Origin of the sequence: Pseudomonas fluorescens, from assembly GCF_002022275.1 — a bacterium.
Classification (GTDB): Bacteria; Pseudomonadota; Gammaproteobacteria; order Pseudomonadales; family Pseudomonadaceae; genus Aquipseudomonas; species Aquipseudomonas fluorescens_AJ.
The window spans coordinates 181,145-202,247 of the sequence record NZ_MSDF01000016.1; the positions used below are offsets into that span (position 1 = coordinate 181,145).

General features: G+C 61.1%; 18 protein-coding genes. 8 read left to right on the plus strand and 10 right to left on the minus strand.

Features of this window, described 5'->3' with window-relative positions; translation table 11 throughout:
- Positions 1 to 416: 416 nt before the first annotated feature.
- On the minus strand, positions 417 to 605 hold the full coding sequence (locus tag BFW87_RS12890) for a YhfG family protein (protein ID WP_078740186.1): 189 nt from the start codon (positions 603 to 605) through the stop codon (positions 417 to 419).
- A 372-nt stretch (positions 606 to 977) separates the two neighbouring features.
- On the opposite strand from BFW87_RS12890, the gene BFW87_RS12895 reads away from it, so the two are divergent.
- Together BFW87_RS12895 and BFW87_RS12900 are read left to right on the plus strand one after the other, a co-directional pair.
- The gene (locus tag BFW87_RS12895; protein WP_078740187.1) at positions 978 to 2,915 is read left to right on the plus strand and encodes a RecQ family ATP-dependent DNA helicase; all 1,938 of its coding nucleotides are present in this window, start codon (positions 978 to 980) and stop codon (positions 2,913 to 2,915) included.
- A 23-nt stretch (positions 2,916 to 2,938) separates the two neighbouring features.
- The gene (locus tag BFW87_RS12900) at positions 2,939 to 3,370 is read left to right on the plus strand and encodes an acyl-CoA thioesterase (protein ID WP_078740188.1); all 432 of its coding nucleotides are present in this window, start codon (positions 2,939 to 2,941) and stop codon (positions 3,368 to 3,370) included.
- Between the two features lie 148 nt (positions 3,371 to 3,518).
- Here BFW87_RS12900 and BFW87_RS12905 read toward each other — a convergent pair whose 3' ends face one another.
- The 4 genes from BFW87_RS12905 to BFW87_RS12920 form a co-directional block, all read right to left on the minus strand.
- Positions 3,519 to 4,001: a glycine zipper domain-containing protein gene (locus BFW87_RS12905; RefSeq protein ID WP_078740189.1), complete on the minus strand. Its 483-nt coding sequence runs from the start codon at positions 3,999 to 4,001 to the stop codon at positions 3,519 to 3,521.
- Positions 4,002 to 4,363: 362 nt separating this feature from the next.
- Entirely contained in the window at positions 4,364 to 6,712 is a 2,349-nt protein-coding gene (locus BFW87_RS12910; RefSeq protein WP_078740190.1) for an FdhF/YdeP family oxidoreductase, read from the minus strand.
- Positions 6,709 to 7,548, minus strand: coding sequence for a formate dehydrogenase accessory sulfurtransferase FdhD (fdhD, locus tag BFW87_RS12915; RefSeq protein ID WP_078740191.1), 840 nt, complete (start codon positions 7,546 to 7,548; stop codon positions 6,709 to 6,711). The genes BFW87_RS12910 and fdhD overlap by 4 nt, the downstream gene beginning before the upstream one ends.
- A gap of 97 nt (positions 7,549 to 7,645) precedes the next feature.
- On the minus strand, positions 7,646 to 8,533 hold the full coding sequence (locus BFW87_RS12920) for a LysR family transcriptional regulator (RefSeq protein WP_078740192.1): 888 nt from the start codon (positions 8,531 to 8,533) through the stop codon (positions 7,646 to 7,648).
- A 130-nt stretch (positions 8,534 to 8,663) separates the two neighbouring features.
- Here BFW87_RS12920 and lysM point away from each other — a divergent pair, with 130 nt between their 5' ends.
- The gene (lysM, locus tag BFW87_RS12925) at positions 8,664 to 9,104 is read left to right on the plus strand and encodes a peptidoglycan-binding protein LysM (protein WP_078740193.1); all 441 of its coding nucleotides are present in this window, start codon (positions 8,664 to 8,666) and stop codon (positions 9,102 to 9,104) included.
- A gap of 139 nt (positions 9,105 to 9,243) precedes the next feature.
- Here lysM and yrfG read toward each other — a convergent pair whose 3' ends face one another.
- Positions 9,244 to 9,906, minus strand: a complete 663-nt coding sequence (gene yrfG, locus BFW87_RS12930) for a GMP/IMP nucleotidase (protein WP_078740194.1) — start codon at positions 9,904 to 9,906, stop codon at positions 9,244 to 9,246.
- Positions 9,907 to 9,993: 87 nt separating this feature from the next.
- On the opposite strand from yrfG, the gene nudE reads away from it, so the two are divergent.
- Both nudE and cysQ read left to right on the plus strand, forming a co-directional pair.
- On the plus strand, positions 9,994 to 10,560 hold the full coding sequence (gene nudE, locus BFW87_RS12935; protein WP_078740195.1) for an ADP compounds hydrolase NudE: 567 nt from the start codon (positions 9,994 to 9,996) through the stop codon (positions 10,558 to 10,560).
- A complete protein-coding gene (gene cysQ, locus BFW87_RS12940) occupies positions 10,557 to 11,393 on the plus strand; it encodes a 3'(2'),5'-bisphosphate nucleotidase CysQ (RefSeq protein ID WP_078740196.1) in 837 nt (278 codons plus the stop codon). The genes nudE and cysQ overlap by 4 nt, the downstream gene beginning before the upstream one ends.
- A gap of 126 nt (positions 11,394 to 11,519) precedes the next feature.
- Here cysQ and BFW87_RS12945 read toward each other — a convergent pair whose 3' ends face one another.
- From BFW87_RS12945 to rfbB, 4 genes are all read right to left on the minus strand, one after another.
- The gene (locus BFW87_RS12945) at positions 11,520 to 11,975 is read right to left on the minus strand and encodes a thioesterase domain-containing protein (RefSeq protein ID WP_078740197.1); all 456 of its coding nucleotides are present in this window, start codon (positions 11,973 to 11,975) and stop codon (positions 11,520 to 11,522) included.
- A 26-nt stretch (positions 11,976 to 12,001) separates the two neighbouring features.
- Positions 12,002 to 13,387 (minus strand): sigma-54-dependent transcriptional regulator, encoded by a 1,386-nt coding sequence (locus BFW87_RS12950; RefSeq protein WP_078740198.1) that lies wholly within the window; start codon positions 13,385 to 13,387, stop codon positions 12,002 to 12,004.
- Entirely contained in the window at positions 13,384 to 15,192 is a 1,809-nt protein-coding gene (locus tag BFW87_RS12955; protein WP_078740199.1) for a sensor histidine kinase, read from the minus strand. Before BFW87_RS12955 ends, BFW87_RS12950 begins: the two co-directional genes overlap by 4 nt.
- 62 nt (positions 15,193 to 15,254) lie before the next feature.
- Complete coding sequence (gene rfbB / locus BFW87_RS12960) at positions 15,255 to 16,337, minus strand: dTDP-glucose 4,6-dehydratase (RefSeq protein ID WP_078740200.1); 1,083 nt, start codon at positions 16,335 to 16,337, stop codon at positions 15,255 to 15,257.
- 150 nt (positions 16,338 to 16,487) lie between these two features.
- Between rfbB and BFW87_RS12965 the strand changes: the two genes are divergently transcribed.
- The 3 genes from BFW87_RS12965 to BFW87_RS12975 all read left to right on the plus strand — a co-directional run bounded on the left by BFW87_RS12965 (position 16,488) and on the right by BFW87_RS12975 (position 21,072).
- On the plus strand, positions 16,488 to 19,391 hold the full coding sequence (locus BFW87_RS12965) for an aminotransferase (protein ID WP_078740201.1): 2,904 nt from the start codon (positions 16,488 to 16,490) through the stop codon (positions 19,389 to 19,391).
- A gap of 123 nt (positions 19,392 to 19,514) precedes the next feature.
- The gene (gene aguA / locus BFW87_RS12970) at positions 19,515 to 20,621 is read left to right on the plus strand and encodes an agmatine deiminase (protein WP_078740202.1); all 1,107 of its coding nucleotides are present in this window, start codon (positions 19,515 to 19,517) and stop codon (positions 20,619 to 20,621) included.
- 235 nt (positions 20,622 to 20,856) lie between these two features.
- Entirely contained in the window at positions 20,857 to 21,072 is a 216-nt protein-coding gene (locus BFW87_RS12975; RefSeq protein ID WP_078740203.1) for a hypothetical protein, read from the plus strand.
- Positions 21,073 to 21,103: the final 31 nt, after the last annotated feature.

Sequence of the window (21,103 nt, forward strand, 5' to 3'; positions counted from 1 at the left end):
TGGCCAAACGGTGGGTGGCGGACTGTGCGCAGGTTGGCCAGCCGGAAACAGCAATCCGGCACGTCCGAGGACGTCCCACACACAGCCGCCATAGCAGTGCTTTACGAGACGATAGACGTTCGCAAGGCATGTAGTGGCACTTATGTGTGCTGTTTTCGAGTGACCAAACCCGGTCGCTGAGTTGGCAGCGACGGGGCGAACCTTAGAAGTGAGCGTAATTTGGAGCAATAAACAGATGGTTTACCGAGTGGCGGTTTTATCAAGCGCGTACTGGTTTCTCGGATCGTTCCCACGCTCCCGCGTGGGAATGCATGCCGTGACGCTCTGCGTCACCAGCGCCGGGGTCTTGAACCGTGCGCGGATGGCGGGACGCGGAGCGTCCCAGGCGGCATTCCCACGCGGAGCGTGAGGAACGATCAGTCACTTTCAGTGAGAGGTGTCACGCGGGACTGGTACTTGGCGAGAACGGCTTCGCGGGTCGGCAGGGGGTGATCGACGTCGTCGGGTTGGGTATCGAACCCTTCCAGGCGTAGGCTGGCGAGGTAATTGGATAGGCGGATCTTATGGTAGTGATCCTGTTTTTGCTCAAACGTCGGTTCGCTCATTACCGCGTACTCCTGGGTTGCAATGCTCGACTTTAGCGCAATGCTTAGCTCGCAGACTGGATATAAATTGAACGCAGAACTCATAGTTTAGCAGTGACCCAGAACTAAAAAATGTGGGAGCTGGCTTGCCTGCGATGGCGGAGTGTCAGTCAGCAATCTATCGACTGACACTCCGCCATCGCAGGCAAGCCAGCTCCCACAATTGCATTGTATTCATCTCACGAAATCGTCTGAACAATCCCACATCGGCCCTAGGCCATCCCTCAGCCTGTGTATCATCCTGTCTCTTATTTCCTTGCGACCTTTCTCGATTCGCTGAGTGTTCCGGGCTATGTTTTTGAGCCAACTCAGCGGTCAATGGAGTGACAGCTTATGCACGACACCCTCCAGCAGGTCTTTGGTTATCCACAGTTTCGTTTGGGCCAGGAAGACGTCGTCAGCGCGGTGCTGGCGGGTCGTTCGGCGGCCGCCATTTTCCCTACCGGGTCGGGCAAGTCCCTGTGTTATCAGCTGTCGGCGGTGTTGCTGCCGCACCTGACGCTGGTGGTTTCGCCGTTGTTGGCGTTGATGCAGGACCAGCTCGGTTTTTTGAAACGCCACGGCATTTCGGCGGGCAGCATCGATTCGGCGCAAAGTCGCGAAGACGCCAATGACGTGATGGCCCGCGCACGTTCGGGCGAGCTGAAGATCCTGATGATTTCCGTGGAGCGTTTGAAGAACGAGCGCTTCCGAAATTTTCTGCAGAGTGTGCATATCTCGCTGCTGGTGGTAGACGAGGCGCACTGTATTTCCGAGTGGGGCCATAACTTTCGGCCGGACTACTTGAAACTTCCGGACTACCAGCGTCAGTTCAATATCCCACAGGCGTTGCTGCTGACGGCTACAGCCACGCCAGCGGTGATTGCCGACATGCAGGCCAAGTTCGCGATTGCGCCTGATGATGTGGTTACCACTGGCTTCTACCGCGCCAATCTCAATTTGTTGGTGGAGCCGGTGGCCGGTGCGGATAAGCGCCGGCGTCTGGTGGAGTGGATGAAAGAACGGGCTAATCAGCCGAGCATCGTCTACGTCACGCTGCAAAAAACCGCTGAGCAAATTGCCGAGCATTTGAATCGAAACGGCATCCAGGCCGAGGCCTATCACGCCGGGTTACCCCACGATAAACGCGAAGGTATCCAGCAGCGTTTCATGGGCGGGCGCTCCAATTGCATTGTCGCCACCATCGCGTTTGGCATGGGCATCGACAAGAGTGATATCCGCAATGTGGTGCACTTTGACCTGCCCAAATCCATCGAGAACTACAGCCAGGAAATCGGCCGCGCCGGGCGTGATGGGCAGCCGTCTGACTGCCTGGTGCTGGCCAATCGCGACAGCCTGAACGTGCTGGAAAACTTTGTGTATGGCGACACGCCGGAGCAGGAGGGCATTCGCCGTGTGCTGGAGGAGTTGCAGGCGGCGCGAACCGAGGGGCAGTGGGAGTTTTTGCTGAGGTCACTGTCGGACCACAGCAACATCCGCGAGCTGCCGCTGAAAACGCTGTTGGTGCAGTTGGAACTCAAGGGCGTAATCGCGCCGCGCTATGCGTTCTATGCTGAATACCGCTTCAAATACCTGATTGAGCCAGAGGTGTTGCTGGCGCGATTTTCCGGCGAGCGCCAGCAGTTTGTCGCAGCGATTATCCAGGTGTGCACGCGCGCCAGAACCTGGGCGACAGTGGATTTCGATGCGCTGTATCAACAGCACAATGCTGGGCGCAGCCGGGTGGTGAAGGCGCTGGATTACTTCCAGGAGCAGGGCCTGATCGAGCTGGAAAGCAAGCAGATGACCGAGGTCTACAGCCTGCTGGACACCGCCTTTGATCCACAGGTGTTGAGCGCCGAGTTATACACAGGCTTCAAAAACCATGAGGTGACGGAGGTGGCGCGGATTCACGCCATGCTCGACCTTTTCGCCACTGAGCATTGCTTGGGCCAGCGTTTGGCCCAGTACTTCGGCGATGAAAATGCCCCCGAGCGTTGCGGGCATTGCTCGGTATGCCACGGCCACGTTGCGCATCTGCCGCAGCCACCGAGTTTGCCGCCGCTTGTGGATAAAAACTTTATGGGACTGTGCGGCGATTTTATCCACAGGCATCATGAAGCCACTGGGGATTTACCAGGCTCGGAGCGACTGACGCGCTTCCTGGGCGGCATCAGCGTGCCGCTGTTTACCAAGCTGAAAGCGCGGGGTATTTCGGGTTTTGCTGCGCTGGAAGACTACCCGTACGCCGAGGTACGCGAGTGGGCCGAGGCCCATCTGAATGATCTCTAAACTCACTTTCACGAGACCTGCACATGCCTGACTCAATGCCCTTGCGCGCCGATTACCGACACTTTCAGCCGATCATCACGCGCTGGCACGACAATGATGTGTATGGCCATGTGAACAACGTGACGTACTACAGCTTTTTCGACACGGCGGTGAATACCTACCTGATTGAAGAGGGCGGGCTGGATATTCATGACGGCGAAGTGGTGGGGTTTGTGGTGAGTTCGGCGTGTGACTACTTTGCGTCGATCGCTTTTCCGGATCGCATAGAAATCGGCCTGCGGGTGGGCAAGTTGGGTAACAGCTCGGTGCAGTATGAGTTGGCGGTATTCAAGGCGGGCGAGGAAGACGCCTGCGCGGCGGGGATGTTTGTGCATGTGTTTGTGGATCGCGCGTCGAACCAGCCGGTGACGATTCCTGAAAGGCTGCGCGAGGCGTTGCAGCGGTTGGTGGTCTGACAAAGACCGCTGGACCCATAGAAATCAAATGTGGGAGCTGGCTTGCCTGCGATAGCGGCGAGTCAGGTTTAAAACTGTTGCCTGACACTCCGCTATCGCAGGCAAGCCAGCTCCCACAGGGATTTGCTTCGGGCTTTAGATCGAGAGATTAGCGGTGATGACGGTAGTGATGCTTGTTCTTGCGATGCCCATAAGCATGCCCGCGCCCATGATGGTCATCACGGTCATAACGGCGGTTGTCGCGGCCTCGGTAGCGACGGTCGTCGTCATCGCTTTTGTTGCCCATGTAATTGCCCAGTGCGCCACCCGCGCCACCGCCGGCGGCTGCGCCGATCAGGCTGCCGGTGTTACCGCCGACACTGCGACCCACTACGTTGCCGCCGGCCGCGCCGAGTGCGCCGCCAATAGCGGCTTCGCCACGGCTGCGTTTGTCGGCGCCGACCGCACTACCGCCCGCGCCGCCCAAGGCTGCGCCGATGGCCGAACCGGTGTTACCGCCGATCTGCTGGCCCACAACTGAACCAAGTACCCCGCCCAATGCGCCGCCCACACCGGCTTCGGTGGTGCCACCGGCCATGGCTGCGCCACTGACCAGGCCAAGGGACAACAAGAGAATCGAGGAGAACTTCATAGGGAAACCTCAAGAGGATGACGGCGCGATCCTGAGGTTGTATCGAGACGCTGACAATCGAAATCCGACCGGTGGCAGCAGTTGTATACAATTTGATAAGTTACTGTTTTGTATAGGGAACTTAAGTGGTTTTTGCGAGTCTTTAACTACTTCGGAACGGCCGCTTTTATGCAAAAGCGGCCTTTTTTGTGCATGGTTAATGCTGGCCTGGCGAGCTTTTGTGGCGAGCGGGCTTGCCCGCGTTGGGCCGCGAAGCGGCCCCTGGTGCAGGCAGTGCGTTATGACTGAAAGAATGCGGTGACTGTATTGGGGCTGCTTCGCAGCCCAACGCGGGCAAGCCCGCTCGCCACAATTGAAGCCAGTCAGGCAGAGCGCGCCATGATCAGCCCAGTGTCACTCGCCGCTTCCAAACGAATCGCCACGAACTTCGACGTCGGCGTATGGCTGCCATCCCCGGTGCTCTCCAGCGGCACCAGCGGGTTCACCTCCGGGTAGTACGCCGCAGCCTGACCCGCCGGAATATCAAACGCCAGCAAGGTAAAGCCCTTCACGCGGCGCTCACGGCCGTCTTCCCACAGCGACACGATGTCGGCCTTCTGCCCCGGCTTGAAACCCAGGCGAATAATGTCGGCTTCGTTGACGAACAGCACGTCACGCTGGCCTTTCACGCCGCGATAGCGATCATCGAGGCCATAAATGGTGGTGTTGTACTGATCGTGAGAGCGCATCGACTGCATGATCAGGTCCGGCACCCGGCCCGTGGCGTGAGTGCGTTCGTGGATCAAGTCTTTGGGCAAGATGTTCGGACGGAAGTTGGCGCGCCCCGATGGCGTATTCCAGCGGCGTGCACCGGCCGAGTTGCCCAGGTAGAAACCACCCGGGTTTTTGATCTTCTCGTTGAAGTCTTTGAAACCCGGGATGGTGTCGGCGATCAGGTCGCGAATGCGCCCGTAGTCGGCCACCAGCCAGTTCCAGTCCACCGGCTTGCTGCCCAGGGTGGCGGCGGCAATGCCGGCCAGGATGGCAGGCTCGGACTTCATGAGTTTGGACAGCGGCTGCAGTTGGCCATTGGAGCCGTGGACCATGCTGAACGAGTCTTCCACCGTCACCGCTTGCGGGCCGTCGGCCTGGATATCGATGTCGGTACGGCCCAGGCACGGCAGGATCAGCGCGTCTTTGCCGTGCATCAGGTGGCTGCGGTTGAGCTTGGTGCTGATCTGCACGGTCAGGTCGCAGTTGCGCAGGGCTTCGAAGGTGCGCGGGCTGTCTGGCGTGGCTTGGGCGAAGTTGCCGCCCAGGCCGATAAACACCTTGGAGCGGCCTTCGAGCATGGCGTGAATCGCTTCGACCACGTTGTGGCCGTTCTCGCGCGGCACCTGGAACTGGAAGCGACGTTCCAGGGAGTCGAGGAACGCCACCGGTGGGCGCTCGTTGATGCCCATCGTGCGGTCGCCCTGCACGTTGCTGTGGCCACGCACCGGGCACAGGCCCGCGCCCGGCCGGCCGATGTTGCCGCGCAGCAGCATCAGGTTGGCGATTTCCTGGATGGTCGGCACCGAATGGCGGTGCTGGGTGATGCCCATCGCCCAGCACATAATCACGTTCTTGCCTTTGGCGTACATGCGCGCCGCTTGCTCGATCTCGACCAGGGTCAAGCCGGATTGCGCGACGATTTCATCCCACGAGGTGTCGTCAATCTTGCCAAGGTATTCCAGCACGTTGGCCGTGTGTTCGTTGAGGAAGTCGTGGTCGAACACCGCTTCTGTGCCTTCAGCCTGGGCCTGGCGCTCCCACAGCAGCAGGAATTTCGCCATGCCACGCAGGATGGCCATGTCGCCACCCAGCGCCGGACGGAAGTAGGCGGTGTTGGTCGGCTTGTCGCCGTTGGTGAGCATTTCCAGCGGGTGTTGCGGGTGCTGGAAGCGTTCCAGGCCACGCTCTTTCAGCGGGTTGATGCACACCACCTGGGCGCCGCGTTTCACCGCTTCGCGCAGCGGTTCAAGCATGCGCGGGTGGTTGGTGCCGGGGTTCTGGCCCCAGACGAAAATTGCATCGGCGTGTTCGAAGTCATCAAAGGTCACGGTGCCTTTGCCGACGCCCACACTTTGCGCCAAGGCGACGCCGCTGGCTTCGTGGCACATGTTCGAGCAGTCGGGGAAATTGTTGGTGCCGTAGGCGCGCACAAACAGCTGATACAGGTACGCCGCTTCGTTGCTGGCACGACCCGAGGTATAGAACTCGGCCATGTCCGGGCTTGGCAGTGCATTGAGGTGTTTGCCGACCAGGTCAAACGCCGATTCCCAACTGATAGCTTTATAGCGGTCAGTCTCGGCGTCGTAGCGCATTGGCTCGGTCAGTCGGCCTTGGTATTCCAGCCAGTAGTCGCTTTGCTCGAGCAGCGCGGTGACGCTGTGCTTGGCGAAAAAGGCCGCGTCGACGCGGCGCTTGGTGGCTTCCCAGTTCACCGCCTTGGCGCCGTTTTCGCAGAACTTGACCATGCCGCTTTCCGGCGAATCACCCCAGGCACAGCCCGGGCAGTCGAAGCCGCCGTTCTGGTTGGTCTTAAGCATCATGCGCAGGTTTTTCAGCGCGTTGTCGCTGGTCAGCCATGCTTGCGCCACGCTGATCAGTGCGCCCCAGCCGCCCGCCGGGCCTTTATAAGGCTTGTAACGCGGGGTTGGGGTTTGGTCGGCTTGGTGGTGCTGGCTCATGGCTGGTTCTCCATCGCAGGGCTGTAGACCCGCGGCGCACTTTTCTGCGGCAGGTGGATGAGATTGAGGTTATGCCGGCGGGCCCATTGCAGGGCGAGGCCGGTGGGCGACGACAGGCTGACCAGGGTCTGGATGCCTGCGCGCAATACTTTCTGAATCAATTCGAGGCTGCAGCGGCTGGTAACAATCGCCAGGCCGCCGTCGGTCGGAATTTTTTGGCGGATCAGCGCGCCGATCAATTTATCCAGCGCGTTATGCCGGCCGATGTCTTCACGCCCCATCAGCAATTCGCCCTGGCCGTTCATGAACACGGCCGCATGCACCGCGCCGCTGTACTGGCCCAGCGGCTGAAACGCGCTGATGCGTTGACGCAGTCCATCGAGCCATTCGACTGGCGGCAAAGGCGCGCCCGGTAGCACTTGCAGGTCAGGCAATGCTTGTTCCACGGCTTCTACGCCGCACAAACCGCAGCCGCTGGTGCCTGCGAGTTGGCGGCGTTGCTGTTTGAGGTTCCAGAACGCGCGGCTGGAAATCTGCACCTGAGCGTACTGGGCAGAGCCTGAGCCGCTGAGTTTCAGGTCATAAATGTCGCTAACGTCGGCGATAATGCCGCTGCCAATGCTGAAACCGACAATAAAGTCTTCAAGATCCGTCGGCGTTACGAGCATCACGGCCTGACTGATATCGTTGTAGGCAATCGCCAACGCCACTTCCTCCGCCAACGCGGTGCTGGCGACTTCGGTGTGTTCGAGGTTGCAATACTGATAGGTCTGGCTGGCGGTGGGCGCGGGCACTTCAGGGGCGGGCGCCGCGCAGACTGGGCGCTTGGCGTTCATGGGGCAGTACCACCGACGGATTGATCAGTGTTTAGACTAGGCGCGACAAAGGGTCGCGTCTAATTGCCAGTACTGATCTATCGATAGATGGCGTCGATCAAGACGCTTTCTGCGATTTTTGAAACAGCGCGAAACACGCCTCTGCCAATGCCGAACGCGGTGCGCTGCGGCGCATGATCAGCCCCAAGCGCGCCAGCGTGTGGGCGTCTTCTATGGGTTGCAGGCGCAGGTGCTCGGTCAAGGCATCGAGCCCGCCGTCCAACGGCATCACCGCGCAGCACAAGCCGCCGTGCACGGCTTGTAACAATTGATGGACCGCATCGGTTTGCAGCAGCGGTTGCGGGTTAAGGCCCCGGCTGTGGAAGTTGTGGTCGATGGATTGGCGAAAGTGCATGCCGCCGGTGAGCATGCCCAGCGGCAGTTCGATCAACGCCTCCCAACTCAACGGCGTGTCGCCGAAGCTGAAAAACCGCTGGTCGTAGAGCAGTCCCATGCGGGTTTCGCCCAAGGCCAGCGAGTCGAAACGCTCGTTGTCCAAGCGCTCCAGATAAGAAACGCCGAGGTCCAGGCGGTTGCTCGCAAGTTGCTCAAGGATTTGCTCGGAGCTGAGTGCCGAGAGCTCAAAGCGCAGGCTCGGATGCTCTTTATGCAACTGCTGCATCAACGCCAAGGGGTCAAAGCTCGATAACGGCACCACACCCAGGCGCAACGTACCTACCAAATTGCCGCGACAGGCCGCCGCCTCGGCCAGCAAGCCGTCATAGGCCGCCAACACGGTGCGGGCCCAAGCCAATACCCGCTCGCCCGGTGCGGTAAACCCTTCAAAGCGCTGGCCGCGATTGACCAAGGGAAGATCAAGCTCTTCTTCCAGGTTGCGCAGGCGCATCGACAGGGTTGGCTGGGTGATATGGCAACGCGCCGCCGCCTGGCCGAAGTGACGTGTCTCGTCGAGGGCGATGAGGAATTTCAGCTGCTTGATGTCCATCTTCGCTCCAGGCTTATACCGATGGGGCAGGATTCTAGCGCGTTTGGGTCTTTGGTCGGGCTGGAACCCGGTTCTGTAGGACTGGTCTAGTCTTTGTCATCTGGAACTTAAACCCCAAGGAGAGTGCACCATGAGTCTTTTAAGCTTTGTTAAGGAAGCAGGCGAGAAGTTGATTGACCTGCTGACGCCGGGAAATGCAAATGCTGGCGATGAGTTGAAAAAACATATCGAAGCCGTCGGGCTGGGCAACCCGAACGTTCATGCCACCGTCGACGGTGACAAGGTGACGATCACCGGTGAAGTCGCCAGCCAGGAAGAGAAGGAAAAAATCATTCTGGCGGCGGGTAATATCGTCGGTGTGGCCAGTGTGGACGACCAGATTACCGTTTCCGGTCCAGTGGTGGTGGCTTCTCGGTTTGTCGTGGTGAAAAGCGGAGATACCCTGAGCGCGATCTCTAAAACGGTGTATGGCGATGCCAACAAGTACAACAAAATCTTTGAGGCCAACAAGCCGCTGCTCAAAGATGTGAATAAAATTTACCCAGGGCAGACGCTGCGTATTCCTGAGTAATACACCTTAAAGCCTGTGTGAGTTGGCTTCTGTGGGAGCTGGCTTGCCTGCGATAGCATCACCTCGGTGTATTTGATGAATCGAGGTGTCTGCATCGCGGGCAAGCCCGGCTCCCACATGAGTCTGTGTTTACATCAGTTCAGAGTCCGGCAATCAAATCGCGGTAATCATCTACCGCTGCAAACTCCGCCGTGTCTTTTGGCCCCTTTTTGCTGTCCGGCTCTTTCACCGCCAGCAAATGCCCAACACCAAAATCCCGCGCACTGCGCAGGATCGGTAACGTGTCATCAATAAACAGACTACGGGCCGGGTCGAAGTGGATGTCGGCTTGCAAGGCATTCCAGAACTGCGGGTTTTCCTTGGGAAAACCGTAGTCGTGGGAGCTGATCAACCGTTCGAAGTACGGCGCCAGCTCAATGCGTTCCAGCTTCAACGACAGCGAGTCACGATGCGCGTTGGTAATCAGGATCACACGCTTGCCGGCCTTTTTGATCGCCGCCAGAAAGGTGTCGGCGTCCGGGCGCAGGGCGATCAGGTGGGCGGTTTCCAGCTTGAGTTCGCGCACCGGAATGTTCAACTCCGTGCTCCAGAAATCCAGGCAATACCATTGCAATTGGCCGGCATTACGCTCGAACAGCGGCTGCAACTCCATCTCGGCCATGGCCCGGCTCACGCCGTGCAGTTCGGCGTAACGCTGGGGCAGGTGCTCCATCCAGAAGTGGTTGTCGAAATGCAGGTCGAGCAAGGTGCCGTCCATGTCCAGCAGGACGGTGTCGATGGCGTGCCAGGGCAAAGAGGGCATGGGCGGTTCTCATGTAAGTAAAGATATCCGACACAGACAATCGGAAAAGCCACGGTATAGTAACCCGATCACGCCAAGGAGCCGCTTATGCGCCAGAAACCCACCGTCCTCGCCCGCGAAATAGTCGCCAGTAGCCGTTTGTTCCGCGTGGAGGAAGTGCAATTGCGCTTTTCCAATGGCGTTGAACGGACCTACGAGCGCCTGGTGGGCCGCGGTGCCGGTTACGGCGCAGTGATGATCGTGGCGATGATCGATGACGATCACGCGTTGTTGGTGGAAGAGTATTGCGGCGGCACCGACGAATATGAATTGTCGTTGCCCAAGGGCCTGATCGAACCCGGCGAAGACGTGCTGGCGGCGGCAGACCGCGAGCTCAAGGAGGAGGCCGGTTATGGCGCGCGGCAGTTGGAGCACATCACCGAACTGTCGCTGTCGCCGGGCTACATGAGCCAGAAAATTCAAGTGGTGCTGGCCACTGATCTGTATGAAGAACGCCTGGAAGGCGATGAACCCGAGCCGATGCGTGTAGACAGGGTAAACCTGCGCGAGCTGTCGCAACTGGCGCAAAACGAGCAGTTCAGTGAAGGCCGTGCGCTGGCCGCGCTGTACCTGGTACGAGACCTGCTGACCCAACGAGGAGCGTTTAACGCATGAGCGAACTGTTTTTAGGTCACCCGTTTATTGCCCCTGTGATTGAACTGGCTCGCCAGGCCGGTGAGGTGATCCTGCCGTACTGGCGTGCCGATGTGGCGGTGACGTCCAAGGCTGACGACTCGCCGGTGACGGCGGCGGACCTTGCTGCTCACCATCTGATTCTCGCCGGGCTGACGGCGCTTGACCCGAGCATTCCCGTGTTGTCCGAAGAAGACGCCGATATCGACCAGAGCGTGCGCGCCGGCTGGCAGCGCTGGTGGCTGGTGGACCCGCTGGATGGCACCAAGGAATTTATTTCCGGCAGTGAAGAATTTACCGTCAACATTGCGCTGATCGAGCAGGGTCGTGTGGTGTTTGGCGTGGTGTCGATGCCTACCAGCGGCCGTTGCTACTTCGGCGGTGCCGGTCTGGGCGCCTGGCGTTCGGACGTGAGTGAGGCGCCCAAGCAGATTCAGGTGCGCCAGACGCCGGCCGCCGGTGAAGCCTTTACCGTGGTCGCCAGCCGTCGGCACACCAGCCCTGAGCAGGAACGTTTGCTGGACGGGTTGAGCGCGGGTTTGGGTGAGCTGAAACTGGCGAATATCGGCAGCTCGTTGAAGTTTTGCCTGTTGGCCGAGGGCAGCGCCGATTGCTATCCGCGCCTGGCACCTACTTCACAATGGGATACGGCGGCGGCTCAAGGCGTGCTGGAAGGTGCGGGCGGTGAAGTGTTGGAATTGAGCGGCGAGCCGTTCAGCTACCCCGCGCGGGCATCGTTGTTGAACCCGTTCTTTTTGGCGTTGCCGGCGAAGGCAGCATGGCGTGAGCGGTTGCTGAGCCTGGCCCGATCCTGAGCCTGGCTTGGATTCAATGTGGGAGCTGGCTTGCCTGCGATGGCGGTCTGACAGTCACAGCTTTTGTGACTGATCTACCGCTATCGCAGGCAAGCCAGCTCCCACAGTTGTTTTGTGTTGTAGGTTTTAGCGGTGCAGGACGTACTGGCCGGTAAAGGTCACGGCCTTGTCCTCACTGCCCTCATTCACAATCCACGTGTCCAGCGTCAACCGCGCCCGGCCATAGCGCTTGTAGGTCGCCACAAACCGCTTCCACACCTTCTCCTCCGGCGCCCGGCAAATCACGGTCGCGTCCCGGGTGACGGGCAGCGGGTAACTGATCTGCCCCTCCTGAATCACGATATGCCCGTCTTCAATCCCTTCTTCGCGCAACTGCAAATGCAGCCAGCCCCAACCTGCCAGCACCGCACCACAGTAGAGGCTGCCGCCGAACAGGGTGCTCTTGTGGTTGATGTTGGGCTGCAAGGGCAGGTGCAGTTGCAGTTGCCCGTGTTCCCAGTCGAGCACCTTGAGGCCCATTTCCCGGGTGAGGGGGATGTCGTGGTGAAGGACGGATTCCAGGTAACGGCTGTCGCGGCTCATGGCGGCCTCTTGGCGGGTGGGGTGGGTCATTCGTCGTCTGCGCCGTGGTTGCCGCTGTCGGCGAAGTTCAGGCCGTGCTTGCGCAGTTTGTCGTGCAGGGTTTTGCGCGGTACGCCGAGGGCTTCGGCGAGGCTGCGCACAGAGCTGTGGGGGCGGGTGAGTTCGGCAGCAATCAGGCTTTTTTCGAACTGCTCGACCTGTTCGCTCAACCCACCCGGCGTGGAGGTCAGCACCCCGGCGGCAGGATTGTCCGGTGTGTTATCCAGCGCCAGTTCCAGGCCCAGCGCAAAGCGCTCGGCGGCGTTCTGCAATTCGCGCACATTGCCCGGCCAGCTGTGGCGCAACAGCAACGCGCGCTGGCCGGGTTGCAGCTCATGCAGCGGCAGGCCGTGACGGCTGCTGGCTTCGTCGGCAAAGTGCTGGAACAGCATCAACGCATCTTCACCCCGCTCGCGCAGCGGCGGAATGCGCAGCGGCGCCACGTTGAGGCGGTAATACAAGTCGGCACGAAAACGCCCCTGGTCGGCGGACTGGCGCAGGTCTTCCTTGGTGGCCGCGATAATGCGGATATCCAGCGGGATCAACTGATTGCCGCCCAGGCGTTCCACCACGCGCTCCTGCAACAGGCGCAACAGCTTGACCTGCACGTCCAGGCTCATGCTTTCGATTTCATCCAGGAATAGCGTGCCGCCGTTGGCGAATTCGAACTTGCCGATGCGGCGTTTCTGCGCGCCGGTGAATGCGCCGGGCTCATGGCCGAACAGCTCGCTCTCCACCACCGATTCAGCCAGTGCGCCTGCGTTGATCGCCACAAACGGCCCGCTGCGCCGGCTCGACAAATCGTGCAGCGCGCGGGCGACGACTTCTTTGCCCGCGCCGGTTTCGCCGAGAATCAGCACGTCGGCGCGAGTCGCGGCCAGTGCGCCGATCTGCTCGCGCAGGCGCAACATCTGTGGTGAGTGGCCAACCAGGCGTGTACTCAATTGCTGACGGTCGCTAAGGGCCAGGCGCAGGCTGCGGTTGTCCAGCACCAGGCGGCGCAGGGCCAGGGCGCGGCGTACGCTGTCGAGCAGGGCGTCGCTGGCGAAGGGCTTTTCGAGGAAGTCATACGCGCCGGCGCGCATCGCCTGCACCGCCAGCGGCACGTCGCCGTGGCCGGTGATCAGCAGCACCGGCAGTTCCGGGTCCTGGCCGTGCAGTTCGGCGAGCAGTTCCAGGCCGTCCATGCCGGGCATGCGGATGTCGCTGACCACCACCCCCGGCCAGTCCCGCGACAGGCGCGCGGTGAGGCCGCTGGCTTCGCCCAGGGTCAGCACTTTCAGCCCGGCCAGGTCCAGGGTCTGGCACAGGGCCTGACGCAGGTGCGGATCGTCGTCGATCAACACCACCTGAATCCCGTTATCGATACTCATACACTGCGGTCCTCGGACGGTTGCAGACTGACGCCCGGCGAGCCGGCACGCAATTTCAGGGTTAACAGCGCGCCGCCTTCCTTGCTGTTGGCAAACAGCAGTTCGCCGCCGAAGGCACGCATCAAGGTGTCACAGATCGCCAGGCCCAGCCCGAGGCCCTGGGTGCGGGTCTTGGTGGTGTAAAACGGCTCACTCGCGCGGCCCAGGGCTTCCATGCAAAAGCCCGGGCCGTTGTCGCGAATGTAGAGGTTGACGCCTTGTTCGGTGGTTTGGGCACTCAGCCAGAGTTTGCGCGGCGGGCCTTTTTCGGTAAGGGCGTCGAGGGCATTGGCCAGCAGGTTACCGAGTACCTGGCGCAGACGGGTTTCGCCCGCCTGTACCCAGAGCGTCGCCTCCGGCAAGTCGCGGATCAGCTCGACTTCCATCGACCGCCGCCGCTTGGCCAGCAGCGCCAGCGAATCGTCCAGCGCCGGCTGCAGGGCCACACTTTCCGGCGCATGCCGGTCGCGGCGGGCGAAGGCGCGCAGGTGCGCAATGATCGAGGCCATGCGCCCGGTCAGCTCGCTGATCAGCTTGAGGTTGCCGCGCGCATCACTGGTGCGTTCGTGGTCGAGGAGGATTTCGGCGTTTTCCGCGTAGCTGCGAATCGCCGCCAACGGTTGATTCAGCTCGTGGCTGATACTCGCCGACATGGTGCCCAGCGCCGACAATTTGCCCGCCTGCACCAAGTCGTCCTGGGCGCGCACCAGCTCCTGCTGGGCGTGCTCGCGCTCCAGCACTTCCTGCTTCAGGCGCCGGTTAAGGCCTTCCAGATCACTGGTCCGCTCGACCACCCGCGCTTCCAGTTCCCGGCGCGCCCTGGCTTCAAAGGCGATGCGCTCCAGATAATGGCGACGGCGCTGCATGATCAGGCCCAGCAACAGCATCACCACCAGCAACGTGGCGCCACCGATGGCGACCACGGTGCGCACCGGGCGGTTGATCAGCGAGCGCGGCGCGAGAATTTCTACAGTCCAGCCGGTTTCGGCGATGGCCGTGGATTGGCGCAGCCAGGCGGTGGAACTCAGGGCCAGTGGTTGCGGGTCGCGGGTCGGGTAGGGCTGGATCGCGATGATCGCCTGGCGTTCTTCGGCGGTCAGCGGCCGGGTGGCGCGGAATCGCCACTGCGGGCGCGAGGTGAGGATCACTACGCCGTTATGGTCGGTCACCAGCAGTTGTTCGGGGGTGTTGCCCCACAGGCTTTCGGTGTGGTCCAGGTCGACCTTGACCACCAGCACGCCGATGACTTTGTCGCCGTCGTGTACGGCGGCGGCGAAGAAGTAGCCGCGCTTGGCCGACGTGGTACCCAGGCCGAAAAACCGCCCCAGGCGCCCGGCCATGGCTTCGCTGAAATACGGGCGGAACGAGAAGTTGCGGCCGACAAAACTGTCTTGTTTGTCCCAATTCGATGCGGCGAGGGTCTTGCCGGTGGTGTCCATCAGGTACATCACTTCCACCCCGGCCTGGGCGGCGACGTCCTTGAGCAGCAAGTTGGCATTGGTGAGGTTGGTGCTGACATGCGGCGCGTCCAGCGCGACGCGCAGGGCAGGCAAATCGCCGAGGATCTGCGGCAGCACTTCATAGCGATGCAAGGTGCCCAACAGGTTGGCGACGTACAGGTCGAGAGTCTGGCGGTTTTGCCCGGCCAACTCGCTGCGGTAATAGCGCTCGGCCAAGTGCTCCAGCGGCCACAACAGCGGCGCCAGGCACAACGCCAGGAGGGCGAGGCTGCGCCAGCGGGGTCTTCGCGGGAGGGATGGAGTCATGGGAGTCATGCGCCTGTGGGTACAGGCGCATTATGCCTAGCTGTGCTGCGCGTTGCCTTGGTTTACGCGATCAGGTCTTTGGGATCGCTGTTGCCCAGGCGCTCGCCTTGATAGCTGCCATCTTGCACGCGGCGGCACCATTCCAGGTTGTCGAGGTACCACTGCACGGTTTTGCGCAGGCCGGTTTCGAAGGTTTCCTGCGGCACCCAGCCCAGCTCGCGTTCGATCTTGCTGGCATCGATCGCGTAGCGCTGGTCGTGGCCCGGGCGATCCTTGACGAAGGTGATCAGGTCGGTGAATTTTTCCACGCCGGCCGGGCGCTGCGGCGCCAGCTCTTCCAGCAGGCCGCAAATGCCGCGCACGACATCGATATTCTTTTGCTCGTTGTGGCCGCCGATGTTGTAGGTCTCGCCGACCACACCTTCGGTGACGACTTTGAGCAGCGCGCGGGCGTGGTCTTCGACGTACAGCCAGTCACGCACTTGCAGGCCATCACCGTAAACCGGCAGCGCCTTGCCCGCGAGGGCGTTGAGGATGACCAGCGGGATCAACTTTTCGGGGAAGTGGAACGGCCCGTAGTTGTTCGAGCAGTTGGTCAACAGCACCGGCAGGCCGTAAGTGCGCTGCCAGGCGCGGACCAGGTGGTCGGACGCTGCTTTACTGGCCGAATACGGCGAGCTTGGCGCGTAGGGAGTGGTTTCGGTGAACAGGTCGTCCACGCCGTGCAGGTCGCCGTACACCTCATCCGTGGAGATGTGGTGGAAGCGGAATGCGCTTTTGGCCGGCTCGGCCAGCGTCTGCCAGTAAGCGCGGGTGGCTTCGAGCAGGCTGTAGGTGCCGACGATGTTGGTCTGGATAAAATCCGATGGGCCGTCGATGGAGCGGTCGACATGGGACTCGGCCGCCAGGTGCATGATCGCCTGGGGCTCAAAGCGCGCGAGCAAGGCGCTGACGGCGGCCTGGTCGATGATGTCGGCCTGTACAAATTCGTAGCGGCTGTTGGAGGCGATGCTTGTCAGCGACTCCAGGTTCCCGGCGTAGGTGAGTTTGTCGAGGTTGAGCACTTCGTGCTCAGTGTGTTGGATCAGGTGACGGATCAGGGCGGAGCCGATGAATCCGGCACCGCCGGTGATGAGAATGCGCATGTCGAGGGCCTTTTCCTTAGACGGACACGGGGCGATAGAAGCATAGCTTGAGTTGTGCGTCGGGCCGGTGCAAGCGCGGTGAGCGCAAGGGGTTGATTAACGGCCCTGAACAATGGCGATATAGACGCCTAAAAAACCGAGGTCGCCCCAATGTTGCTCGCCACGTTGATCCACCGTGCCAGTCTGCCCTGCCCGCAAGTGGGCCCCGATCAGGCCGCCCAGTTGCTGGCGCAACATTACGGCCTCACGGGCACCTTGCAGTCGTTGGGCAGCCAGCAAGACCTCAACTACAAGGTGGACAGCGACCGTGGCCGCTTTGTGTTGAAAATCTGTCGGGGCGACTATGCGGCCGTCGAACTGCAGGCCCAGCACGCCGCGCTGCATGAACTGCGCGACAAGGTGCGCGTGCCTGAGGTTGTCCGCGCCCTTACGGGGGAAGAGCTGCTGACCGTGACGGTCGACGGGCAAACGCTGCACCTGCGCCTGCTGGACTATATCGACGGCCAGCCCCTGACCCATCTGCCGCACCTGGGCCGCGAGGTAATCGCGGGTTTTGGCCAACTGTGCGGGCAGATGAGCCTTGCGCTGGCTGACTTCCAGCACCCGGGCCTGGACCGTACCCTGCAATGGGACCCACGCCACGCTCAAGAACTGATCAAGCACCTGCTGACGACCCTGAAAGACCTGCCCCATCACGCCGCGCTGGAACAGGTGGCCGAGCAGGTCGAGATGCGCCTGCAGCCTCTGGCGCCGCATTTGCCCTGGCAGGCGGTGCACATGGACATCACCGACGACAACGTGGTCTGGCAGCGTGATGCCAGGCGCCACTGGCAATTGCAGGGCGTGATTGATTTTGGCGACCTGGTGCACACCTGGCGTATTGCCGACCTGTCGGTGACCTGTGCGGCGCTGCTGCACCATGCCGACGGCGACCCGTTTGCCATCCTGCCGGCGATCCAGGCATGCCATGCGGTCACCCCGTTACAGCGCGAGGAGTTGCAGGCGCTGTGGCCGCTGATCGTCGCCCGCGCGGCGGTGTTGGTGTTGAGCAGCGAACAACAGCAACGGCTGGACCCGGATAACACTTACTTGTTGAAAAACGCCGAGCACGAGTGGGAAATCTTCCACGTGGCGACGTCGGTGCCCTTTGAGCTGATGGATGCGGCGATTCTGCGCTGCGTCGGTGAAACGCTGGCGCCGCTGGTCAGCCAGGATTTCGCGCCCTTGCTGCCGGGCCTGGTGGGGCGTGAGTTCGCGCTGATCGACTTGGGCGTACTCAGCCCGCATTTTGAAGCGGGTAATTGGGAACAACTCGGCATAGACCGGCGGCTTCTGGACGAAGCGGCGGCCGTGCATGGGTTGGCAGCCAGTCGTTACGGGCAATATCGGTTGTCGCGAACCCAGGTGGACAGTGCCGTCGAGCCCGAGACACTGCCTCTGCACGTGGAGCTGCATCTGCCCCATGGCACCGTGCTGGAGGCGCCGTTTGCCGGGACGCTGCACCACGGCGCCGACGGCCTGCTGCGCTTGCAGGCTGCTGATTTGAGCGTGCGGTTATGGGGCGTAAAAACCGCCTTGAAACCTGACGCGGCGCTGGTGAAAGGCCAAGTCCTCGGCGAAGTCCATGCACCGTTGACCGTGCAGCTATGCCGCGCTGACCTTGAGCCGCCGCTGTTCTGCACGCCCTCCAGGGCACACGCCTGGCAGGCGCTGTGCCCGTCGCCTGCGCAACTGCTGGGTCTGGCCTGCGATGCCGAGCCCGAGTTGGACCCCGAGGCCCTGCTGGCGCGACGTGATGCCAGTTACGCGCGCTCGCAGAAACACTATTACGTCGACCCGCCACGCATCGAGCGCGGCTGGCGCAACCACCTGATCGATATGCAGGGCCGCTCCTACCTCGACATGCTCAACAACGTGGCGGTGCTGGGCCACGGCCACCCGCGCATGGCGGCGGTGGCGGCGCGGCAGTGGTCGTTGCTCAATACCAACTCGCGTTTTCATTACGCGGCCATCGCAGAGTTTTCCGAGCGCTTGCTGGCGCTGGCCCCAGAGGGCATGGACCGGGTGTTTCTGGTCAACAGCGGCACCGAGGCCAATGACCTGGCGATTCGCCTGGCGTGGGCCTACAGCGGCGGGCGCGACATGCTTAGCGTACTTGAGGCCTACCACGGCTGGTCGGTGGCGGCGGATGCGGTGTCCACCTCGATTGCCGACAACCCGCAAGCGTTGAGCAGTCGCCCGGATTGGGTACACCCGGTGACGGCACCGAATACCTATCGTGGCGAATTTCGCGGGCAGGACAGTGCACCGGACTATGTGCGAAGCGTGGAACACAACCTGGCGAAAATCGCCGCCAGCGGGCGCCAATTGGCCGGTTTCATTTGTGAGCCGGTGTATGGCAATGCGGGCGGTATTTCCCTGCCACCGGGCTATTTGCAACAGGTGTACGGGTTAGTGCGCGCTCAGGGCGGCGTGTGCATCGCCGATGAAGTGCAGGTGGGTTATGGCCGCATGGGCCACTTCTTCTGGGGCTTTGAAGAGCAGGGCGTGGTGCCGGACATCATCACCATGGCCAAGGGCATGGGCAACGGCCAGCCGTTGGGCGCGGTGATCACCCGCCGCGACATCGCCGAAGCGCTGGAGGCCGAGGGGTATTTCTTCTCGTCGTCCGGGGGCAGCCCGGTCAGTTGCCGCATCGGTATGGCGGTGCTGGACGTGATGGAGGAAGAAAAGCTGTGGGAAAACGCCCAGGTCGTCGGCGGGCATTTCAAGGCGCGACTGGAACAACTGATCGAGCGCCACCCGTTGGTCGGCGCTGTTCACGGGTCCGGCTTCTATCTGGGCCTGGAGCTGGTTCGCGATCGCCACACACTGGAGCCGGCCACGGAAGAGACCACGTTGTTATGTGACCGCCTGCGTGAGTTGGGGATCTTTATGCAACCGACCGGGGATTATCTCAACATCCTCAAGATCAAGCCGCCAATGGTGACCTCTAAACGCAGTGTGGATTTCTTTGTCGACATGCTGTCGAAGGTGCTGGATGAGCAATTGTAGTTAGTCGATTGTTATCGACTAACTATTGTCACATTCTTTGTTTATGATGTTTTATCGCTTTTAAAGCCGATTTTTATCCGCTATAAAGTCGGCCTTCACCCCCCATTCGGAGCCCCGATCGCCATGACCACTTTGCACAGCACACCTCGCGCCGATGGCTTTTACATGCCCGCCGAATGGGCGCCACAGACTCAAACCTGGATGATCTGGCCAGAGCGCCCGGACAACTGGCGCCTGGGTGGCAAACCGGCGCAGGCCGCGCATGTGGCGGTTGCCAAGGCCATTGCGCGTTTTGAGCCGGTGACGGTCGCGGTTTCCGCTGGCCAGTACGAAAACGCTCGTGCGCGTTTGGACGTGCCCAATATCCGCGTGGTGGAAATGTCCAACGACGATGCCTGGGTGCGCGACACCGGCCCGACATTCGTGATCAACAACAGTGGCGAAGTGCGCGGCGTGAACTGGGATTTCAACGCCTGGGGCGGTTTTGACGGCGGCCTGTACGCGCCGTGGAACCGCGACTCGCAGGTGGGTGGCAAGGTCCTTGAGATCGAGCGAGCGCCGCGTTACCGCACCGAAGGCTTTGTGCTGGAAGGCGGTTCAATTCACGTCGACGGTGAAGGCACGGTGATCACCACCGAAGAATGCCTGCTCAACCGTAATCGCAACCCGCACCTCGATCGCGCGGCCATCGAAGCCATTCTGGGCGACAACCTGGCGGTGGATAAGGTTATCTGGCTGCCGGACGGCCTGTTCAACGACGAAACCGACGGCCATGTGGATAACTTCTGCTGCTACGTGCGCCCGGGCGAAGTGCTGCTGGCCTGGACCGATGACCCGCAAGACCCGAACTACGCGCGCTGCCACGCTGCCATGGACGTGCTGCAAAGCAGCACTGACGCCAAAGGCCGCCCGTTCACAGTGCACAAAATGCCGATTCCGGGCCCGTTGTATGCCACTGAAGAGGAATGCGCCGGGGTCGACCCTGTGGACGGTTCGCAAGAGCGTAATCCGACCGTGCGGTTGGCCGGTTCCTACGTCAACTTCCTCATCGTCAACGGCGGCATCATCGCGCCGAGCTTCGACGACCCGCTGGACAGCCAGGCCAAGGAAATCCTGCAGAACCTGTTCCCGCAGCACGAAGTGGTAATGGTGCCGGGCCGCGAACTGTTACTGGGTGGCGGCAATATCCATTGCCTGACCCAACAACAGCCAGCCCCGCACAAAAACTGAGTGCAGTTGTAACAGCGCTCGCAATAGTGGCTTAAAGCCACTCGTTTATGGCGCTCACAGCAAGCCCGCGGCCCAGCAAGGTCGTGGGCTTTTTTGTGTCCGAATGCCTATAAACACGGGACATTGGCATAGCTCTTGTATCGTTGTTGCCACAGTGACCCAAGGTGATGACTGCGCAGTTCTGTCACAAACCTTGAGTAAGTTAGCCGCTCACGCAGTAGGAGAGAGCGCTGAAATGAATGCCGATATCAACCTGATCTACACGCGCCCGTTCCACCCGATGCGGGTCAACGGTGACGCGATCCATGCGCTGGCGCTCTGGTTGAAGGCAAACGGCTCACGACAGGTGAGGCAACAGCCTGACTTGCGCGGTGTGATGAGTGAGCGCTACCCGGCGGGGTTGTTCACTGAGGATGAAGTGTTGGCGTTGTGTGAGTTGATGAAAGACTGAAGAACACTGGGATCTAAAAATGTGGGAGCTG

Coding starts and splice junctions, on each gene's coding strand:
- BFW87_RS12890 (WP_078740186.1), bottom strand. CDS start 605: ATGAGCGAACCGACGTTTGAGCAAAAACAGGATCACTACCATAAGATC.
- BFW87_RS12895 (WP_078740187.1), top strand. CDS start 978: ATGCACGACACCCTCCAGCAGGTCTTTGGTTATCCACAGTTTCGTTTG.
- BFW87_RS12900 (WP_078740188.1), top strand. CDS start 2,939: ATGCCTGACTCAATGCCCTTGCGCGCCGATTACCGACACTTTCAGCCG.
- BFW87_RS12905 (WP_078740189.1), bottom strand. CDS start 4,001: ATGAAGTTCTCCTCGATTCTCTTGTTGTCCCTTGGCCTGGTCAGTGGC.
- BFW87_RS12910 (WP_078740190.1), bottom strand. CDS start 6,712: ATGAGCCAGCACCACCAAGCCGACCAAACCCCAACCCCGCGTTACAAG.
- fdhD (WP_078740191.1), bottom strand. CDS start 7,548: ATGAACGCCAAGCGCCCAGTCTGCGCGGCGCCCGCCCCTGAAGTGCCC.
- BFW87_RS12920 (WP_078740192.1), bottom strand. CDS start 8,533: ATGGACATCAAGCAGCTGAAATTCCTCATCGCCCTCGACGAGACACGT.
- lysM (WP_078740193.1), top strand. CDS start 8,664: ATGAGTCTTTTAAGCTTTGTTAAGGAAGCAGGCGAGAAGTTGATTGAC.
- yrfG (WP_078740194.1), bottom strand. CDS start 9,906: ATGCCCTCTTTGCCCTGGCACGCCATCGACACCGTCCTGCTGGACATG.
- nudE (WP_078740195.1), top strand. CDS start 9,994: ATGCGCCAGAAACCCACCGTCCTCGCCCGCGAAATAGTCGCCAGTAGC.
- cysQ (WP_078740196.1), top strand. CDS start 10,557: ATGAGCGAACTGTTTTTAGGTCACCCGTTTATTGCCCCTGTGATTGAA.
- BFW87_RS12945 (WP_078740197.1), bottom strand. CDS start 11,975: ATGAGCCGCGACAGCCGTTACCTGGAATCCGTCCTTCACCACGACATC.
- BFW87_RS12950 (WP_078740198.1), bottom strand. CDS start 13,387: ATGAGTATCGATAACGGGATTCAGGTGGTGTTGATCGACGACGATCCG.
- BFW87_RS12955 (WP_078740199.1), bottom strand. CDS start 15,192: ATGACTCCATCCCTCCCGCGAAGACCCCGCTGGCGCAGCCTCGCCCTC.
- rfbB (WP_078740200.1), bottom strand. CDS start 16,337: ATGCGCATTCTCATCACCGGCGGTGCCGGATTCATCGGCTCCGCCCTG.
- BFW87_RS12965 (WP_078740201.1), top strand. CDS start 16,488: ATGTTGCTCGCCACGTTGATCCACCGTGCCAGTCTGCCCTGCCCGCAA.
- aguA (WP_078740202.1), top strand. CDS start 19,515: ATGACCACTTTGCACAGCACACCTCGCGCCGATGGCTTTTACATGCCC.
- BFW87_RS12975 (WP_078740203.1), top strand. CDS start 20,857: ATGAATGCCGATATCAACCTGATCTACACGCGCCCGTTCCACCCGATG.